Origin of the sequence: Nocardioides sp. CPCC 205120 (genome assembly GCF_048654585.1) — a bacterium.
GTDB lineage: Bacteria > Actinomycetota > Actinomycetes > Propionibacteriales > Nocardioidaceae > Nocardioides.
On the sequence record NZ_JBMCYY010000001.1, the window covers coordinates 644,301 to 659,106 of the forward strand.

Below are 14,806 nucleotides of genomic sequence, written 5' to 3' on the forward strand. Positions count from 1 at the left end.
GATCACCCCCTACCGCCGCGGGAGGACGGGACCAACGGTCCGTACCCTGGAGGTGTGTCCGGCCGCTCCGTCCCTCCCGCGCTCCGCGCGCGGGTGCTGCCGGTGCACCTGCTGGGACTGGCCGCGGTGTCGGTGGCGACCGGCCTGGGCCTGTGGCAGTACGACGCGTGGCAGGGCCACCGCGAGCTGGCCGCCCGCGAGGTCACCCAGCGCGAGCCCGTCGCGCTCGACGACGTCCTCGACCCCGGCACCCCGTTCCCCGGCTCCGACGTCGGCGTCCCCGTGAGCGTGACCGGCACCTGGCAGGCCGGCACCACCTTCCTCGTCTCCGACCGCGAGCGCGACGACACCGAGGGCTGGTGGGTGGTGACGCCCGTCGAGACCGACGGCGGCGACGGCGCCGTGCTGCCCCTCGTCCGCGGCTGGACCGACGACGCCGACTCCCTGCCCGCGGAGCCGAGCGGCGCCGTGCGGGCCGTGGCGTGGCTGCAGCCCGGCGAGGGCACGGGGGCCACCGACGACGACCCCACCGACCGCGTGCTGCCCCAGCTGCGGATGGCCGACGTCGTGCGGCTGGTGGACGCGAGCCTGTACGACGGGTACGGCGTCGTCGACGCCGCGGGGGAGATCCCGCTCGGCGCGAGCACCCCGGCGCCCGAGAACACCGGCACCGACGGGCTGGCCGCGGTCAGCCCCGAGGAGGTGCCGTCCGTCGCCGGCGACACCGGACTGCGCAACCTGCTCTACGCCGTGGAGTGGTGGATCTTCGCCCTCTTCGCCGCGTTCGTGTGGTGGCGCTTCGTGAAGGACGAGGTCGACCGCGCCGCGGGCCGAACGGTGGGCCTCGTGCCCTCCGGCGCGGCGCCCGACGGGATGGCCGACGGGGAGGACCCGGAGCGGGACCGGGACGAGGACGCGGCGACGCGGGCAGTACCGTCGAGCCCGTGAGAGGAACCCTGCTCCGCTACCGCGTCATGGCGACGATCGTCGGTGTCCTGCTCGTCGTGCTGATCCTCGTCGGCGTGCCGCTGGCGAACTTCGACGGCACCGAGATGTGGGGCTTCATCCCCAGCACGCCCGCGTGGGTGACACCCGGCTCGGGCGCCCAGGAGGTGGGCGAGGTGATCACCCACCAGCTCGGCGTCGCGCACGGCTGGCTCTACATGATCTTCCTCGTCACGGCGTTCCTGCTGGCCCGCAAGGCGCTGTGGGAGCCCGGCTTCACCGTGCTGGTCCTCGCCTGCGGCACCGTCCCGCTGCTGTCCTTCTGGGCCGAGCACAAGGCGACGGCGCGGGTGAAGAAGGAGTACGCCGCCGAGCTCGCCGCCCCGCGCGGCGCGCCCGTGGCCTAGCACCGCCGTACCCGCCGACACCGGGCCCGCGGCACCGGGCCGCGGCACCCCCACGACGAAGCGGCGCCCGCCCTGCCGGAGCAGGACGGGCGCCGTCGTCGTTCGCGCGGGGGAGCCTCAGGCGCGGTCGTCGTTGATGTCGACGACCTCGAGCGGCTCGTCCGGCGTGGTGGCCCGGTGGGGGGCCTCGCCGGCGTCGGCGAGCGCCTCGTCGGGCGAGGCGCCGGCACCCTCGTCACCCGTGGTCGCCGGGGGAGCCGGCGGCGGGGGCGGGGTGTAGGTCGACTGCCAGTTGTCGCTGCCCGAGCCGGACAGCTTCTTCGCCACGAACGTGGCGCCGCCGGCGACGAGCAGGAGCAGCACCAGCTTGCGCAGGCGGTGCTTCTTCTCCGCCTGGGGCGGGTCGGACTGGAGCGCGGCGACCTTGACCTCGGCGGCCTGCAGGCTGGCGAGCGCCTTCGCGGCCGCGATGTCGCGACCCTCGTCGAGCTTGGCCTTGCCCTTGGCGACGTGCGGGGCAGCGGCGGCCGCAGCGGCAGCAGCCGTGGTGGCCGCCTTCGCCTTGCCCGCGGTCACGTGCGGAGCCGCCTTCTCACGGGCGTCGGCCACGACCGGGGCCGACTTCTCCTTGGCCGTGGTGATGGCGGCCTCGAGCTGCGGGCGCACGGTCTCGGCGAAGTCGCTCGCCTGCTCCTTCGCCTGCTCCAGGAACGTCTTCTTCTTGCGGAAGCCCATCTGGTTCCTTCCTCTCGTCGCGTGTGGCCTTCATTCGACCATGTCGTGGCAAGCGGTGTCGCGGGACACCGCACGAGAGGACCGGTACCCCGTCGTACCCCCCGGGGAACCATTGGCCGTGCGTGCGAGGATTCCTGGGGCGGCACGCGACCGTGCCGGCGAGACTCGACCGAAAGGCTGACATGGCTGACCTCAAGGCCACGCTGAAGACGAACCGCGGGGACATCGTGATCACGCTGTTCCCGAACCACGCGCCCAAGACCGTGGACAACTTCGTCGGTCTCGCGGAGGGCACCAAGGAGTTCTCCGACGACGCCGGCCGCAGCGGCGTGAAGTACTACGACGGCCTCGGCTTCCACCGGGTCATCGAGAACTTCATGATCCAGGGCGGCTGCCCGCTGGGCACCGGCACGGGCGGCCCCGGCTACACCTTCGACGACGAGATCCACCCCGAGCTCGTCTTCGACAAGCCCTACCTCCTCGCGATGGCCAACGCCGGCACGCGCATGGGCAAGGGCACGAACGGCTCGCAGTTCTTCATCACGGTGGACCGCACGCCGTGGCTGAACCGCAAGCACACGATCTTCGGCGAGGTGGCCGACCAGGCGTCGCGCGACGTCGTCGACGCGATCGGCACCACGCCGACGGCCGCGGGCGACCGCCCCGTCGAGCCCGTGGTCATCGAATCCGTGGAGATCACCCGGTCGTGAGCTCGTCCCTCCCGGCCGGGGTGCCGGTCTGCTACCGCCACCCCGGTCGGGAGACGCACATCTCCTGCCAGCGCTGCGGGCGCCCCATCTGCCCCGAGTGCATGAACGACGCCGCCGTCGGCTTCCACTGCCCGGCCTGCGTGGCCGAGGGTCGCCGTACCGTGCGGGCGCCCACGACGCCGTACGGCGGCACCCGCCCCGGCAACCCCGCGATCACCTCGATCGCGCTCATCGTGGCCAACGTCGGCGTGTTCGTCGCGCTGCTGGCCACCGGCGGGATCAACGGCACGCTGGGCCGCCTGCTGACCCTCACCCCGCGGGGCATCTGCGAGACCGGTGACGGCCGGTTCTTCCCCAACGTCTCGGTCGTGGCCGCGTGCCCCGGCACGTGGGCCGACGGCGTCGCCACCGGCGCGTGGTGGCAGCTGCTGACCAGCGGGTTCGCGCACGTCGCGCCGCTGCACCTGGCCTTCAACATGCTGGCGCTCTACTTCCTCGGCCCCCAGGTCGAGCAGGTGATGGGACGGGCGCGGTTCCTCGCGCTGTACGTCGTGTCGCTGCTCGCCGGGTCGGTCGCCGTGCTGTGGCTGGCGGAGCCGTACTCCTCGACCCTCGGCGCCTCCGGCGCGGTCTTCGGGCTCATGGGGGCGCTGCTCCTGCTGATGCTCAAGCTGCGCGCCGACCCCCGACCGCTCGCCGCCTGGCTCGGCATCAACGTGCTCATCACCGTCGCCGCCGGCAACGGCATCTCCTGGCAGGGCCACCTCGGCGGCTTCCTCGGCGGGGTCGCCGCCGCCGCGGTCATCGTGCTCGCCCCGCGCGTACGACGCGCCTGGTGGCAGGCCGCGGGCCTCCTCCTCATCCTCGCCGCGCTGCTGGGCCTGGTGGCGCTCCGCGTCGCCGAGCTGGTCTGAGGCGGGCGGCGGCGCCGCACCTGCAGGTTCGTGCACTGCGAAGACCTGTGACCTCGCGGGGGATCCGTCGGGACCGTGCGCGCCTCTACCTTGCTCTCCTCCGCTGCGACCCCGCAGCACTCTCGGGAGAGGACCCCTCCATGCACGCACGCCCCCGTGCCCGCGCGCTCGGGCTGCTGGTCGCAGCCGGCGCCCTGGCCGTCCCCACCGCGCTCGGCGTCCCCGCGACGGCCAGCCCGACCAGCCCGGCCGCCCCGCCCAGCGCGGACGACGCGCTGACGCCCCGCACGACGGCCCCCGCCCCCGTCGCGGCCGAGGTCGTCACGCCCCGGTTCGACGCCGCCCAGGTCGCGCTGATGGCCCGGACCAGCGGCCGCTCCGTCGCCCAGCAGGAGACCCTGCTGGAGCGCCAGGCCGCCTCGAACAACACGCTCGCGCGGCTGCGGGCGGCGGGGCACGACTTCGACGGCGAGTTCCTCGACGGCAGCGGCCGGCTCGTCGTGCGTGCTGCGAGCACCTCGGCCGACGCGCGGGCCGCCCGCGCGGCCGGTGCGGTCGTGGCGCCCGCGGCGAACGGCGAGGAGGCCCTCACCGCGCTGCAGGAGCGGTTCGCCGCCGCCGACCTGACGGGGGTCGCCTCGCTCGAGGTCGACGTGCCGGGCGACCGGCTCGTCGTGGGTCGCTCCGGGGACACCTCGCCCGAGGTCGTCGCCCTGGTCGCGCGGCACGCCGGAGCCGTGCGCGTCGTCGAGGCCCCCGCGCTGTCGGCGCAGCTCACGGTGCGCGGCGGCGACGCCGTCTACACCTCGTCGGGCGGTCGCTGCTCGGCCGGCTTCCCGGCCCGGAGCTCCGCGGGGACGCGCTACATGATCTGGGCGGGCCACTGCAACGAGGGCGGCGGCTCCTTCACCTCCGGCGGCAGCCGCATCGGCGTCTCGGCCGGCTCGGCCTTCACGAGCTACGACGGACTCCCCGACCGCGACATCGGTGCCCTGCGCATCGACGCCGAGGACACGGTGGCCCGCACGGTCAACCCGTACGGCTCGGGCCGCACGCTCGACGCCCCCTACGGCGCCTCCAAGCCGGCCGTCGGCACGCAGCTGTGCAAGTCGGGCTCCACGACCGGCGTGACCTGCGGCCAGATCGCCAGCTACGGCAACACCGTCACCTACTCCGACGCCCAGGGCCGCACGGTGGCGCAGGTCAGCGGCCTCATGCGCTCCACCGTCTGCACCGAGGGCGGCGACTCGGGCGGCACCTACACGGCGGGCGGGTACGCCGTCGGCCTCACCTCCGGCGGCCCGAGCGCCCAGCGCTGCACCTACAACGGCGGGTTCGAGAGCGGGAAGTCGTCCTACGTGCAGCCCGTCACCGACGCGCTGGCCTACTACGGGCTCACCTACGGCTGAGGCCCGCTCCCGCCAGCGCCACGGGAATGACACGCGTGTAGTTCTCCACAGGGGTTATCCACAGTGTGGAAAACCACCACGGTGGGATTCACCCGGGACGCCCGCGAAAAACAGCGACGGACGCCGACCCCTCGGGGGCGGCGTCCGTCGTGGCGTTCAGGGGTGGGGCGGGGTCACTCCCACTTCGTGGCGTAGGAGAAGCCCACCGCCATGAAGGCGATGCCCACGACCAGGTTCCACTGGCCGAGGGCGCCGAGCACCCAGACGTCGGTGATGTTGTCGGCGAAGAGGTAGAACGTGCAGATCCACAGCAGGCCGATGCCGAAGCAGGCCAGCATGCCGACGACCACGCCGTTGCCCCGGCCCAGCGGCGTCGAGCGGTGCGCACCGATGATGAGGCCGACCAGGATCGCGCCGAACCCGATCGCGTAGTTCCACAGGCCGAGCTCCCACACCCACTTGCGGGGGCCCTCCGTGGTGGACGTGCCGTCCTCCTGCAGGACCCGGTAGCCCGACCAGTCGGCCGGCGGGTTGGCGCCCAGCGAGCGCCAGGTGAGCACGATGTAGGCGATGCCCGCGAGCACCAGCGCCACCATCAGGACGAAGCGCGGCGTGATGAGCCGCTCCTGGCGCACGTCGAGCCCCGCGAGGTCGTCGCGCGGGCGAGCGCCGCGACCGAGGCGGCCCAGGCGGGTCACGGCCTCGTCGCCGTCGCCACCGGAGCGGCGCTTCGTGGCGCGCGTGGCGCCCGCAGCTGCCTTCGCCGGGTCGCCCGACCTGCCGGCCTTCTTCTCGGGCTCGGACTTGCTCACGACTTCTCCTCGACGCAGACGGGGCGGTGCAGGTTCGCACGCCGCGGGCTAGCGTAGTGGTCGTGTCGAGCAGCCCGAACCCGAGCCCTGACGCCCCGGCGTCCCCGCGGGCAGGGGGTCGCGGCGGCTGGCGCTGGGGTACGCCGGTCGTCCTGCTGCTGAGCGGCACCCTCTTCGTGGCCAGCGCGCTCAGCAGCGACGGCACGGACCTGCGCCCGGGCCGCTACCGTGACCTCTCCTCCGTCGTGCAGGCGGAGGGCGCCCAGGCGGAGGCGCTGACGGCCCGGGTGAACGAGCTGAACGAGGAGATCGCCCGGCTCTCCGAGGGCCTCGGCGACTCCGACGTCGACGACCGGGCCGTCGAGGCCGAGCGCCTGCGGGGCCCCGCCGGCCTGACGGCGACCTCCGGCGAGGGCCTGACGGTGACGCTGAGCGACAGCCCGGAGTCGGTGCGCGAGGGGTCCGGCCTGGATCCCAACTACTTCGTCGTGCACCAGCAGGACATCCAGAGCGTGGTCAACGCGCTGTGGGCGGGCGGCGCGGAGGCCGTCACGATCCAGGGCCAGCGCATCATCAGCACGACCGGCATCAAGTGCGAGGGCAACGCGATCCTGCTGCAGGGCATCCCGTACCCCCAGCCCTACGAGATCTCGGCCGTCGGTGACGTCGACGACCTGCGCCTGGCGCTGGACGAGGACCCCGAGGTGGAGGGCTACCGCGACCTCGCCGCCAACCCGGCCGTCTCGCTGGGCTGGGACCTGGAGGAGGAGTCCTCCATCGAGGCGCCGGAGTACCAGGGCCTCCTCGACCTCGACCACGCCCAGCCGCTGACCTGAGCGGCGGCGCGGCGCCGTACCGGCGTCAGGGCAGGATCCCGCCCAGCCCCGGGTCCGTGGGCTCGCCCGACGGCGCGGGCGCCGTCGGCGGGGTGGTCGTCGTCGGCGGTGGCGCGGGCGCGACGTAGTCGTTGTAGAAGAACACGACGGGGCTGTCCTGCGGCAGGGTGCGACCGTCGGCCACGGGGATCTGCCGCAGCACCTCGCCGGGCGCCCGGCTGGGGTCCGTCTGCGCGACCCCCTCGGGCCGGAACCCGGCCTCGATGATGGCCTGCTCGGCCTCGCCCTTCTGCAGGCCCTCGACGTCCGGCACCGCGACGGGGCCGCGCGAGACCGACAGCGTGACCGTGGTCCTCGTGGGGTCGTACATGCCGCCGTCGCCGCCCTGCGGGTCCATCGCCACCACGGTGCCGGCGGGCGCGTCGTTGTCGACGTCCTCGCGCTCCACGGTGAAGCCGAGGTCCTGCAGCTGGGCGGAGGCCCGCTCGAAGGGGTCGTTGACGACGTCGGGGATGGCGATGGTCGCCGGCCCCGCCGAGACGGTGAGGGTCACCACCGCGTCCGCCGGCTCGTAGGTGTCGCCCGGAGGGTCCTGGGCGATGACGGTGCCCTCGGGCTCCGTGCTGTTCTCCTGGCGGCTCTGGTCGGCGACGGTGAAGCCGGCGTCGGCGAGCTCGGTGCGCGCCTCGTCCTCGGTCATCGACACCACGTTGGGCACCCGCAGGTCCTCCGGCGGGTCCTCGAACAGGTCGGTGGTCGCGACGACGTAGACGGCGACGCCCACGAGCAGGGCGAGCAGCACCGCGATCGCGGCGACCCACGGACCCTTGCGCCGGCCGCGGTCGTCCTCGACCTCGTCGGGGGTACGACGGGTGGGCGGCGCCGCGGTCACGGCCCCCACCGGCGCGGCGGCGACGGCGCCTTCCGGCTCGTCCGTGATCACGGGCGCCTGCACCGGGCGACCGGCGAGGTAGCGCTCGATGTCGCTGCGCATGGCCGCCGCGCTCTGGTAGCGGTCCTCGACGCGCTTCGCGAGCGACTTCATGACGATCTGGTCGATCTCGGGCGCGAGGGAGGGGTCGATCTCCGACGGGAGCGCCGCCTGCTCCCGCACGTGCTGGTAGGCGACGGCCACCGGGCTGTCCCCGACGAACGGGGGCCGGCCGGTCAGCAGCTCGTAGACGAGGCAGCCGGCGGAGTAGACGTCCGAGCGCGAGTCCACGGTCTCGCCGCGGGCCTGCTCGGGGGAGAGGTACTGGGCCGTGCCGACCACCGCGGCCGTCTGCGTCATCGTCGAGGACGCCTCGGAGACGGCGCGGGCGATGCCGAAGTCCATGACCTTGACGTCGCCGCTCGGGGTGAGCATGACGTTCCCCGGCTTGATGTCGCGGTGGATGATGCCGGCGCGGTGGCTGTAGTCGAGGGCGGACAGCACGCCGCTGGTGATCTCGAGCGCCCGCTCGGGCAGGATCTTGCGGCCCTCGCGCAGCACGTCGCGCAGCGTGCGGCCGGCGACGAACTCCATGACGATGTAGGGCTGGGCGATGCCGTCGGGCGACATCTCCTCGCCGGTGTCGTAGACCGCGACGATGGAGGGGTGGTTGAGCGAGGCCGAGGACTGGGCCTCCCGCCGGAAGCGGGCCTGGAAGGTGGCGTCGCTGGCGAGGTCGGTGCGCAGCCGCTTCACCGCCACGACCCGGCCCAGCCGGGTGTCGGTGCCCTTGCGGACCTCCGCCATCCCGCCTCGGCCCAGCAGCCCGCCGAGCTCGTAGCGCCCACCCACCAGGGTGGGGCTCTCCGCGTCGGTCATCCCTCTCCCTCCGCACCCGCCGGCGGCGGGCGGTCGTCCATCAGGCCTGTCGTGGTCATCGCTCAGGGCGCAGCCGTGGTCGGGGCGGTCGTCTGGGTGCCCCCGTTGCCGTTGCCGTTCCCGTTGCCGTTCCCCGCACCGTTGCCGTTCCCGTTCCCCTCGTCCGGCTCCTCGGTCGGCTCGGGCTCCGGCTCGGGGCCCCAGTAGCGCACGGTGACGGTGTCGCCGGCCTCGAGGTTCGTCGTCGGGGTGACGTCGGTGACGGTGCCCTCGATCTCGCCGCCGGAGTTGTCGCGCTCGTCGCGGACGACCCGCAGGCCCCGGCCCTCGAGGTCGGAGGCCACGTCGTCGATGTCGCGACCCACGTAGTCCTGCGCGTCGAGGTCGAACGTCTCGGGCTCCGGAGGCGCCTCGCTCGTCGGCTCCTCGGTGGTGGGCTCGGTGGTGGGCTCCTCGGTGGTGGGCTCCGTGGAGGGCGGCGCGGACGTGGTCACCGGCGTGGTCGGGGTGTCCAGCGGGTCCTCGTCGTCGCCGCCGCTCGTGGCGACGGCCAGCCAGATGAGCAACCCGACGAGCAGCAGGGCCAGGGCGGCCGCGACCCACGGCAGGGCGCTCCTCCGCTTGGGCTCCTCCTCCTCGCGCTCCACGGTGGTGGCGGCGACCGGCACCACGGGGGCCGCGGCGGCGACCGGCTGCGAGGGGGGCGGCACGGGAGCGCCGACCCCGGTGAGCACCTGGGTGCTGTCGTCCGCCGCGCCGACGGCCGCGGCCGTCCCGGGCAGGGCGGAGGGGTCGCGCAGGGCGCGGGCGAACGCCGTACCGTCCTCGAACCGGTCACCGGGGGCCTTCGCCAGCGAGCGGCGCACCACGTTCGCGAGCCCGGGGGGCACGTCGCCCGGCAGGTCCGGCACGGGGTCGCGCAGGTGGGCCAGCGCGGTCGCGACCGCGGTCTCGGCCACGAAGGGGCGGCGGCCGGCGAGGCACTCGAAGGCGACGACGCCGAGCGAGTAGACGTCCGCCGCCGGGCCGGCGTTCTGGCCCTGGGCCTGCTCGGGCGAGATGTACTGCGGCGTGCCCATGACCATGCCGGTCTGGGTGAGCGAGACGGTGTCGCCGGCCCGCGCGATGCCGAAGTCGGTGATCTTCACCGTGCGGTCGCGGGTCACGAGCAGGTTCGCGGGCTTGATGTCGCGGTGCACGATGCCGGCGCGGTGCGCGGCCCCGATGCCGTCGGCGGCCTGCGCCAGGATGTCGGTCGCGATCGCCGGGTCCATCGGCTGGCCCGGGCGCAGCAGCGCGGAGAGCGGCTGGCCCTCGACGAGCTCCATCACCAGGTAGGGGCGCGGGGTCGACGAGCCGTCCGTCGGCGCGGCCTGGCCGAAGTCGAAGACGCCCGCCACGTTGGGGTGGTGCAGCGCCGCCGCGTTGCGGGCCTCGGTCTCGAACCGGCCGCGGAACGACGGGTCGTCGGCGTACTCGGCCTTCAGCAGCTTCACCGCCACCGTGCGGCCCAGCACCGTGTCCTCGGCCCGCCAGACCTCGCCCATCCCGCCGGTCGCGATGCGCGACTCCAGCCGGTAGCGGCGCGCGTCGTCCGCGAAGCGCTCGGTCGTCGTCTGGTCGCTCATTCGTCTCCCACTCCCAGGGCCTGCTCCATGACGGCCTTCGCGATCGGGCCGCCGAGCCGGCCTCCCGCGATGTCCCCGGTGGCGGAGACGTCCTGCAGCATCACCGCGACCGCCACCTGCTCGCCGTCCCGTTCGGCGTACGACACGAACCACGCGTACGGGCGGCACCCGTCGCAGTTCTCCGCCGTACCTGTCTTGCCCCCGACCTCCACGCCGTCGATGCGCGCCGGACCGGCCGTGCCGTCCTCGACGGTGTTCACCATCATCTCGCGCAGCACGCTCGCGGTGCGCTCGCTCGTCGCCCGGTCCAGCTCCTCGGGGTCGGTGCGCGAGAGCACCTCGAGGTCGGGGGAGGTGATCTGGTCGACGACGTAGGGCCGCATGGGCACCCCGTCGTTCGCGATCGTCGCGGCCACCATCGCCATCTGCAGCGGGGTGGCGCGCACGTCCTGCTGACCGATGCCCGACTTCGCGAGCAGGTCGTCGGAGGCGTTGTCGGGGTACGCCGACTCCACCGCCCCCGGCAGGTCCTCGAGCTCGACCGCGTTGAACCCGAAGGCCTCGGCCGTCTCGGTCATCTGCTCCTGGCCGACGTCGACCGCCATCCGGAGGAACGTGGTGTTGCACGACTGCTCGAGGGCCTGCGTGAACGGGATCGTGTCGGTGCCGCAGCTGCGTCCGCCGTTGCCGATCGACGTCCGGGTGCCGGGCAGCGTGTAGGAGTCGCCGCCGGGCACCTGCGAGTCGACGTCGAGGTCGGGGTCGGCCTCCAGCGCCGCCGCGGCGGTGACGAGCTTGAACGTCGAGCCGGGCGGCAGCGTCGTGCCGATGGCCCGGTTCTGGAGCGGGTCGTCCTCGGCGTCCTGCAGCGCCTGGTAGTTCGCGTCGACCTGGGCGACGTCGCGCAGGGCCAGGTCGTTGGGGTCGAACGACGGCAGGGAGACCGACGCGAGGATGCGCCCGGTGCTGGGCTCCAGCGCCACGACGGCACCCTGCACGTCCTCGCCGAGCTCGAGGAGCTCCTCGTAGGCCACCTGCTGCACGTCCGGGTCGATCGTCAGGCCCACGTTGCTGCCCGCGGGGTCGCGGTTGGCGACGATGTCGCCCAGCTGGTTGACGAACAGGCTGGGGTCGTCGCCGGAGAGCACCGCGTTCTCAGAGCGCTCGAGGATCGTCTGGTTGCCGTAGTAGAACCAGCCGGTGAGGTGCGCGTACGGCAGCGGCACCGGGTACTGCCGCTGGAAGCGGTAGCGGTCGTCGACCGGCACGCTCTCCGCGATCGCGAGGTCGCCCGCGACGATCGAGCCGCGCTGGGCGGCGAAGCGGGCCTCGAGCACCCGGCCGTTGCCGGCGCGGTCGTTGAGCGACTCGGCGCGGAAGAACTGCAGGTTGGTGGCCTGCGCGAGCAGCGCGACGAAGAGGAGCAGGCAGAAGACGCCCACGGTGCGGATCGGCTTGTTCATGCCTTGACCACCTTCACGACCTGCGTGGCCTCGTCCGCGCCCGCGTCGGGCCCGTCGTACGCGTCCTCCATGCTCGGCAGCGGGCGCCGCGCCTGGTCGGAGATGCGCAGCAGCAGGGCGATGAGCACCCAGTTCGCGACGAGGGAGGACCCGCCGTACGACAGGAACGGCGTGGTGAGGCCGGTGAGCGGGATGAGCGTCGTGACGCCGCCGATGACGACGAAGACCTGGAGGGCGACGATGCCGGCCAGCCCGGTGGCGACCAGCTTGCCGAACCCGTCGCGGCAGACCAGCGCGGTGCGCAGGCCGCGCTCGACGATGACGCCGAACATGAGGATGACGGCCATGACGCCGGTCAGGCCGAGCTCCTCGCCGATGGCGCCGAGGATGAAGTCGGACTCCGCGTAGGGGATCCGGTCGGGCCGGCCCTCGCCGAAGCCGCGGCCCAGCAGCCCGCCCCACGCCATGCCGAACATCGACTCGACCAGCTGGTAGGAGCCCGGCGTGCGGTCGACGTAGTCGAAGGGGTGCAGCCAGATCTCGAAGCGGTTCCGCACGTGGCCGAACGCCTGGTAGCCGAAGAAGGCGCCCGCGGCGAAGAGCGTGCCGCCGACGAGCAGCCAGCCCGCGCGCTCGGTCGCGACGTACAGCAGCGCGAGGAAGAGGCCGAAGAACAGCAGCGACGAGCCGAGGTCGCGCTGGAAGACGAGGATGCCGAGGCTGATGAGCCACATGCCGAGGATCGGGCCGAGGTCGCGCCCGCGGGGCAGGTCGACGAACAGCACCCGCCGGCCCGCCAGCGCCAGGGCGTCGCGGTGCAGCACCAGGTAGCCCGAGAACGTGACGACGAGCAGGATCTTGGCGATCTCGCCGGGCTGGAAGCTGAAGCCGAGGACGTTGATCCAGATGCGGGCGCCGTTGATGGTCGTGCCGATGAACGGCAGCAGCGGCAGCAGCAGGAGCGCGATGGCGACGAGGCCCGAGGTGTAGGTGTAGCGCTGCAGGAGCCGGTGGTCGCGCAGCAGGGTGATCGTCGCGATGAACAGAGCCACGCCCAGCGTCATCCAGATGAGCTGCTGGCGCGCGAAGCCGGAGTCGTCGGCCAGGTCGAGGCGGTGGATGACCGCCAGGCCCAGGCCGTTCAGCGCCGCGACGACGGGCAGGAGGACCGGGTCGGCGTACTGCGCCGTCATCCGGATCGCCACGTGCGCCGCGATCATGAGGGCCGCCAGCCAGCCGGTGTAGCCGACCATGTCGGCCGGGATGGTGCCCTCGATGCCGAGGCCGACCGCGGCGTACGCACCCGCCCCGACGGACAGCGACAGCAGGAGCAGGAAGAGCTCCGCCCCCCGGCGGGGACGGTGCACGAAGGCCGGGGTGGCGCCGCTGTCGCTCATCGCCCGGTCCCGGCGCCGAGGAGCGCCGCGCTCCCCGCGCCCGCCGCGGTGTCGGTGGTGCCGGTCTCGTCCGTCTGCGTCGTCGGCGGCTTCGTGGCGTCGTCGCCGGGGGCCGACGGGGTCGACGGCGCCGTCGGGGCGCCGGGCGTCGGGTCGGTCGGCTCGGAGTCGGGCTCGTCCGCCTCGGCGGCGTCGGCGGCGTCGGCGGCGAACGCGGCGACCCGCTCCTCGGCGTCGGCGAGGTCGTCGGCGGCGATGCCCTCCTCGAGCCGGGACGCGACGGAGTCGCTGAGGTCGGCGACCTCGACGTCGCTCGTCTCGTAGGGCTCCGAGAGCGGGATGCCCAGCAGGTCGGTGGTCAGGCCGCGGTGGATCGCGACCTTCCCCTCGTGCTCGCCGACGTAGTACTGCCGCTGGCTCCAGGCGTACGCCGCGCCCGCCGCCGCCGCGAGGAGGCCCAGGGCGACGAGGGTGAGGAAGAGGCGCTTGACCCACACGAACCGACGTGGGGGCAGGGGTGCGTAGCGCGCCGCCTCCGGGTCGATGGGGTCGGACGGGATGACGAAGCCGACCGACTCCGGCAGGTCGGCCGGGACGGGCTCGATCTCGCCGGTGTCGCCGGAGCGGTGGCCGCGGAACAGGCCGGTGATGCCCGCGGCGCCGCCGGCGAGGGCCCGGCGCGGCAGCTCGGCCGCTGCGCCCACGAGCTGGGGCTCGGTGTCGACCGCCTGCGTCGTCACGTCGGCGACGATGCAGGTCACGTTGTCGGTGCTCCCCGCCTCGAGGCTGGCGCGGACCAGCTCCACGGCGGCGAAGTCCGGCGTACCCGTGCCGAGGATGTCGGCGAGCCGGGCGTCGTCGAGCACGCCGCAGGCGCCGTCGCTGCACAGCAGCAGCCGGTCGCCCTGGGCCACGTCGACGGTGAACAGGTCGGGGTCGGTCTCGTGCACCCCGTCGAGGGCCTTGAGGATGAGGTTGCGGTGCGGGTGCGTGCGCGCCTCGTCCTCGGTGATGCGGCCCTCGTCGATGAGGCTCTGCACGAAGGTGTGGTCCTTCGTCAGCTGCGTGATCTCGCCGGAGCGGTAGAGGTACGCGCGGGAGTCACCCACGTGGGCCACGCCGATGCGGGCGCCGTCGAAGAGCGCGACCGTCGCCGTGGTGCTCGTGCCGTTGAGGTCGGGGTCGTCGTCGACGAGCTCGCCGATGCGGGTGTGGGCGCGCAGCAGGCCGCCCGCGACCTGGCCGAGGAGGTCGTCGGAGGCCGCCGTCTCGTCGAGCCGGCGCAGCTGCGCGACCGCCGTGCTGGAGGCGATGTCGCCGCGGGCCGCGCCGCCCACGCCGTCGCAGACAGCGAGGAGCCGGGCGCCGGCGTACCCCGAGTCCTGGTTGTCCTTGCGCACGCGCCCCACGTCGGAGACGGCGGCGAAGTCGAGGTGGAGGCCGACCGGGTCGCCCGGCACCATCGGCACCTCGCCGGTCGTCTCCATCGGGCTGATCTCGGTGTAGTCGGGGTAGTCGCCGTGGCCGCCGTGGCCGCCGTGGCCGCCGTGGCCGCCGTGGCCGCCGTGGCCGGCGCCGTCGACACCGTCGGCGCCGAGCCGCACCCGCTGGCTGGGGCGGGTGGCGTCGTCGAGGGGCTCGGGGGCGAAGGGCTGCTCGTCGGGGCGCAGGACCGGCACCTCGCGGGTGCGCTCGTCGTCGCCGGGACGGCCCGGACCGCTGGGGGGAGTGGTCACGGGG

Annotated in this window: 13 protein-coding genes; 6 read left to right on the top strand and 7 right to left on the bottom strand. The window is 73.9% G+C overall.

Going from position 1 to position 14,806, the window contains the following annotated elements:
• The first annotated feature begins 54 nt into the window (after nt 1-54).
• Both ACOACO_RS03005 and ACOACO_RS03010 read left to right on the top strand, forming a co-directional pair.
• Nucleotides 55-948: an SURF1 family protein gene (locus tag ACOACO_RS03005; protein WP_420294768.1), complete on the top strand. Its 894-nt coding sequence runs from the start codon at nt 55-57 to the stop codon at nt 946-948.
• Complete coding sequence (locus tag ACOACO_RS03010; protein WP_420294769.1) at nt 945-1,352, top strand: DUF3817 domain-containing protein; 408 nt, start codon at nt 945-947, stop codon at nt 1,350-1,352. The genes ACOACO_RS03005 and ACOACO_RS03010 overlap by 4 nt, the downstream gene beginning before the upstream one ends.
• 117 nt (nt 1,353-1,469) lie before the next feature.
• Here the strand turns inward: ACOACO_RS03010 and ACOACO_RS03015 are convergent, their stop codons facing one another.
• Nucleotides 1,470-2,087: a hypothetical protein gene (locus tag ACOACO_RS03015; RefSeq protein ID WP_420294770.1), complete on the bottom strand. Its 618-nt coding sequence runs from the start codon at nt 2,085-2,087 to the stop codon at nt 1,470-1,472.
• A gap of 182 nt (nt 2,088-2,269) precedes the next feature.
• Between ACOACO_RS03015 and ACOACO_RS03020 the strand changes: the two genes are divergently transcribed.
• The 3 genes from ACOACO_RS03020 (at nt 2,270) to ACOACO_RS03030 (ending at nt 5,120) form a co-directional block, all read left to right on the top strand.
• Nucleotides 2,270-2,797, top strand: a complete 528-nt coding sequence (locus tag ACOACO_RS03020; RefSeq protein ID WP_277500494.1) for a peptidylprolyl isomerase — start codon at nt 2,270-2,272, stop codon at nt 2,795-2,797.
• Nucleotides 2,794-3,711 (top strand): rhomboid family intramembrane serine protease, encoded by a 918-nt coding sequence (locus ACOACO_RS03025; protein ID WP_420294771.1) that lies wholly within the window; start codon nt 2,794-2,796, stop codon nt 3,709-3,711. The genes ACOACO_RS03020 and ACOACO_RS03025 overlap by 4 nt, the downstream gene beginning before the upstream one ends.
• 140 nt (nt 3,712-3,851) lie before the next feature.
• On the top strand, nt 3,852-5,120 hold the full coding sequence (locus tag ACOACO_RS03030; RefSeq protein WP_420294772.1) for a S1 family peptidase: 1,269 nt from the start codon (nt 3,852-3,854) through the stop codon (nt 5,118-5,120).
• A gap of 173 nt (nt 5,121-5,293) precedes the next feature.
• Here ACOACO_RS03030 and ACOACO_RS03035 read toward each other — a convergent pair whose 3' ends face one another.
• Nucleotides 5,294-5,932: a cell division protein CrgA gene (locus ACOACO_RS03035; protein ID WP_420294773.1), complete on the bottom strand. Its 639-nt coding sequence runs from the start codon at nt 5,930-5,932 to the stop codon at nt 5,294-5,296.
• Nucleotides 5,933-5,994: 62 nt separating this feature from the next.
• Here ACOACO_RS03035 and ACOACO_RS03040 point away from each other — a divergent pair, with 62 nt between their 5' ends.
• The gene (locus ACOACO_RS03040; RefSeq protein WP_420294774.1) at nt 5,995-6,768 is read left to right on the top strand and encodes a DUF881 domain-containing protein; all 774 of its coding nucleotides are present in this window, start codon (nt 5,995-5,997) and stop codon (nt 6,766-6,768) included.
• A 25-nt stretch (nt 6,769-6,793) separates the two neighbouring features.
• On the opposite strand, the gene pknB is transcribed toward ACOACO_RS03040, so the two are convergent.
• From pknB to ACOACO_RS03065, 5 genes are all read right to left on the bottom strand, one after another.
• Nucleotides 6,794-8,578 carry a Stk1 family PASTA domain-containing Ser/Thr kinase gene (gene pknB, locus ACOACO_RS03045; protein WP_420294775.1) on the bottom strand — a complete coding sequence of 595 codons (1,785 nt, stop codon included), beginning with the start codon at nt 8,576-8,578 and terminating at the stop codon, nt 6,794-6,796.
• A 62-nt stretch (nt 8,579-8,640) separates the two neighbouring features.
• On the bottom strand, nt 8,641-10,206 hold the full coding sequence (locus ACOACO_RS03050; RefSeq protein ID WP_420294776.1) for a serine/threonine-protein kinase: 1,566 nt from the start codon (nt 10,204-10,206) through the stop codon (nt 8,641-8,643).
• Complete coding sequence (locus ACOACO_RS03055) at nt 10,203-11,669, bottom strand: peptidoglycan D,D-transpeptidase FtsI family protein (protein WP_420294777.1); 1,467 nt, start codon at nt 11,667-11,669, stop codon at nt 10,203-10,205. The genes ACOACO_RS03050 and ACOACO_RS03055 overlap by 4 nt, the downstream gene beginning before the upstream one ends.
• Nucleotides 11,666-13,066 (bottom strand): FtsW/RodA/SpoVE family cell cycle protein, encoded by a 1,401-nt coding sequence (locus ACOACO_RS03060; RefSeq protein ID WP_420294778.1) that lies wholly within the window; start codon nt 13,064-13,066, stop codon nt 11,666-11,668. Before ACOACO_RS03060 ends, ACOACO_RS03055 begins: the two co-directional genes overlap by 4 nt.
• Nucleotides 13,063-14,802 carry a PP2C family protein-serine/threonine phosphatase gene (locus tag ACOACO_RS03065; protein WP_420294779.1) on the bottom strand — a complete coding sequence of 580 codons (1,740 nt, stop codon included), beginning with the start codon at nt 14,800-14,802 and terminating at the stop codon, nt 13,063-13,065. The genes ACOACO_RS03060 and ACOACO_RS03065 overlap by 4 nt, the downstream gene beginning before the upstream one ends.
• Nucleotides 14,803-14,806 lie beyond the last annotated feature (4 nt).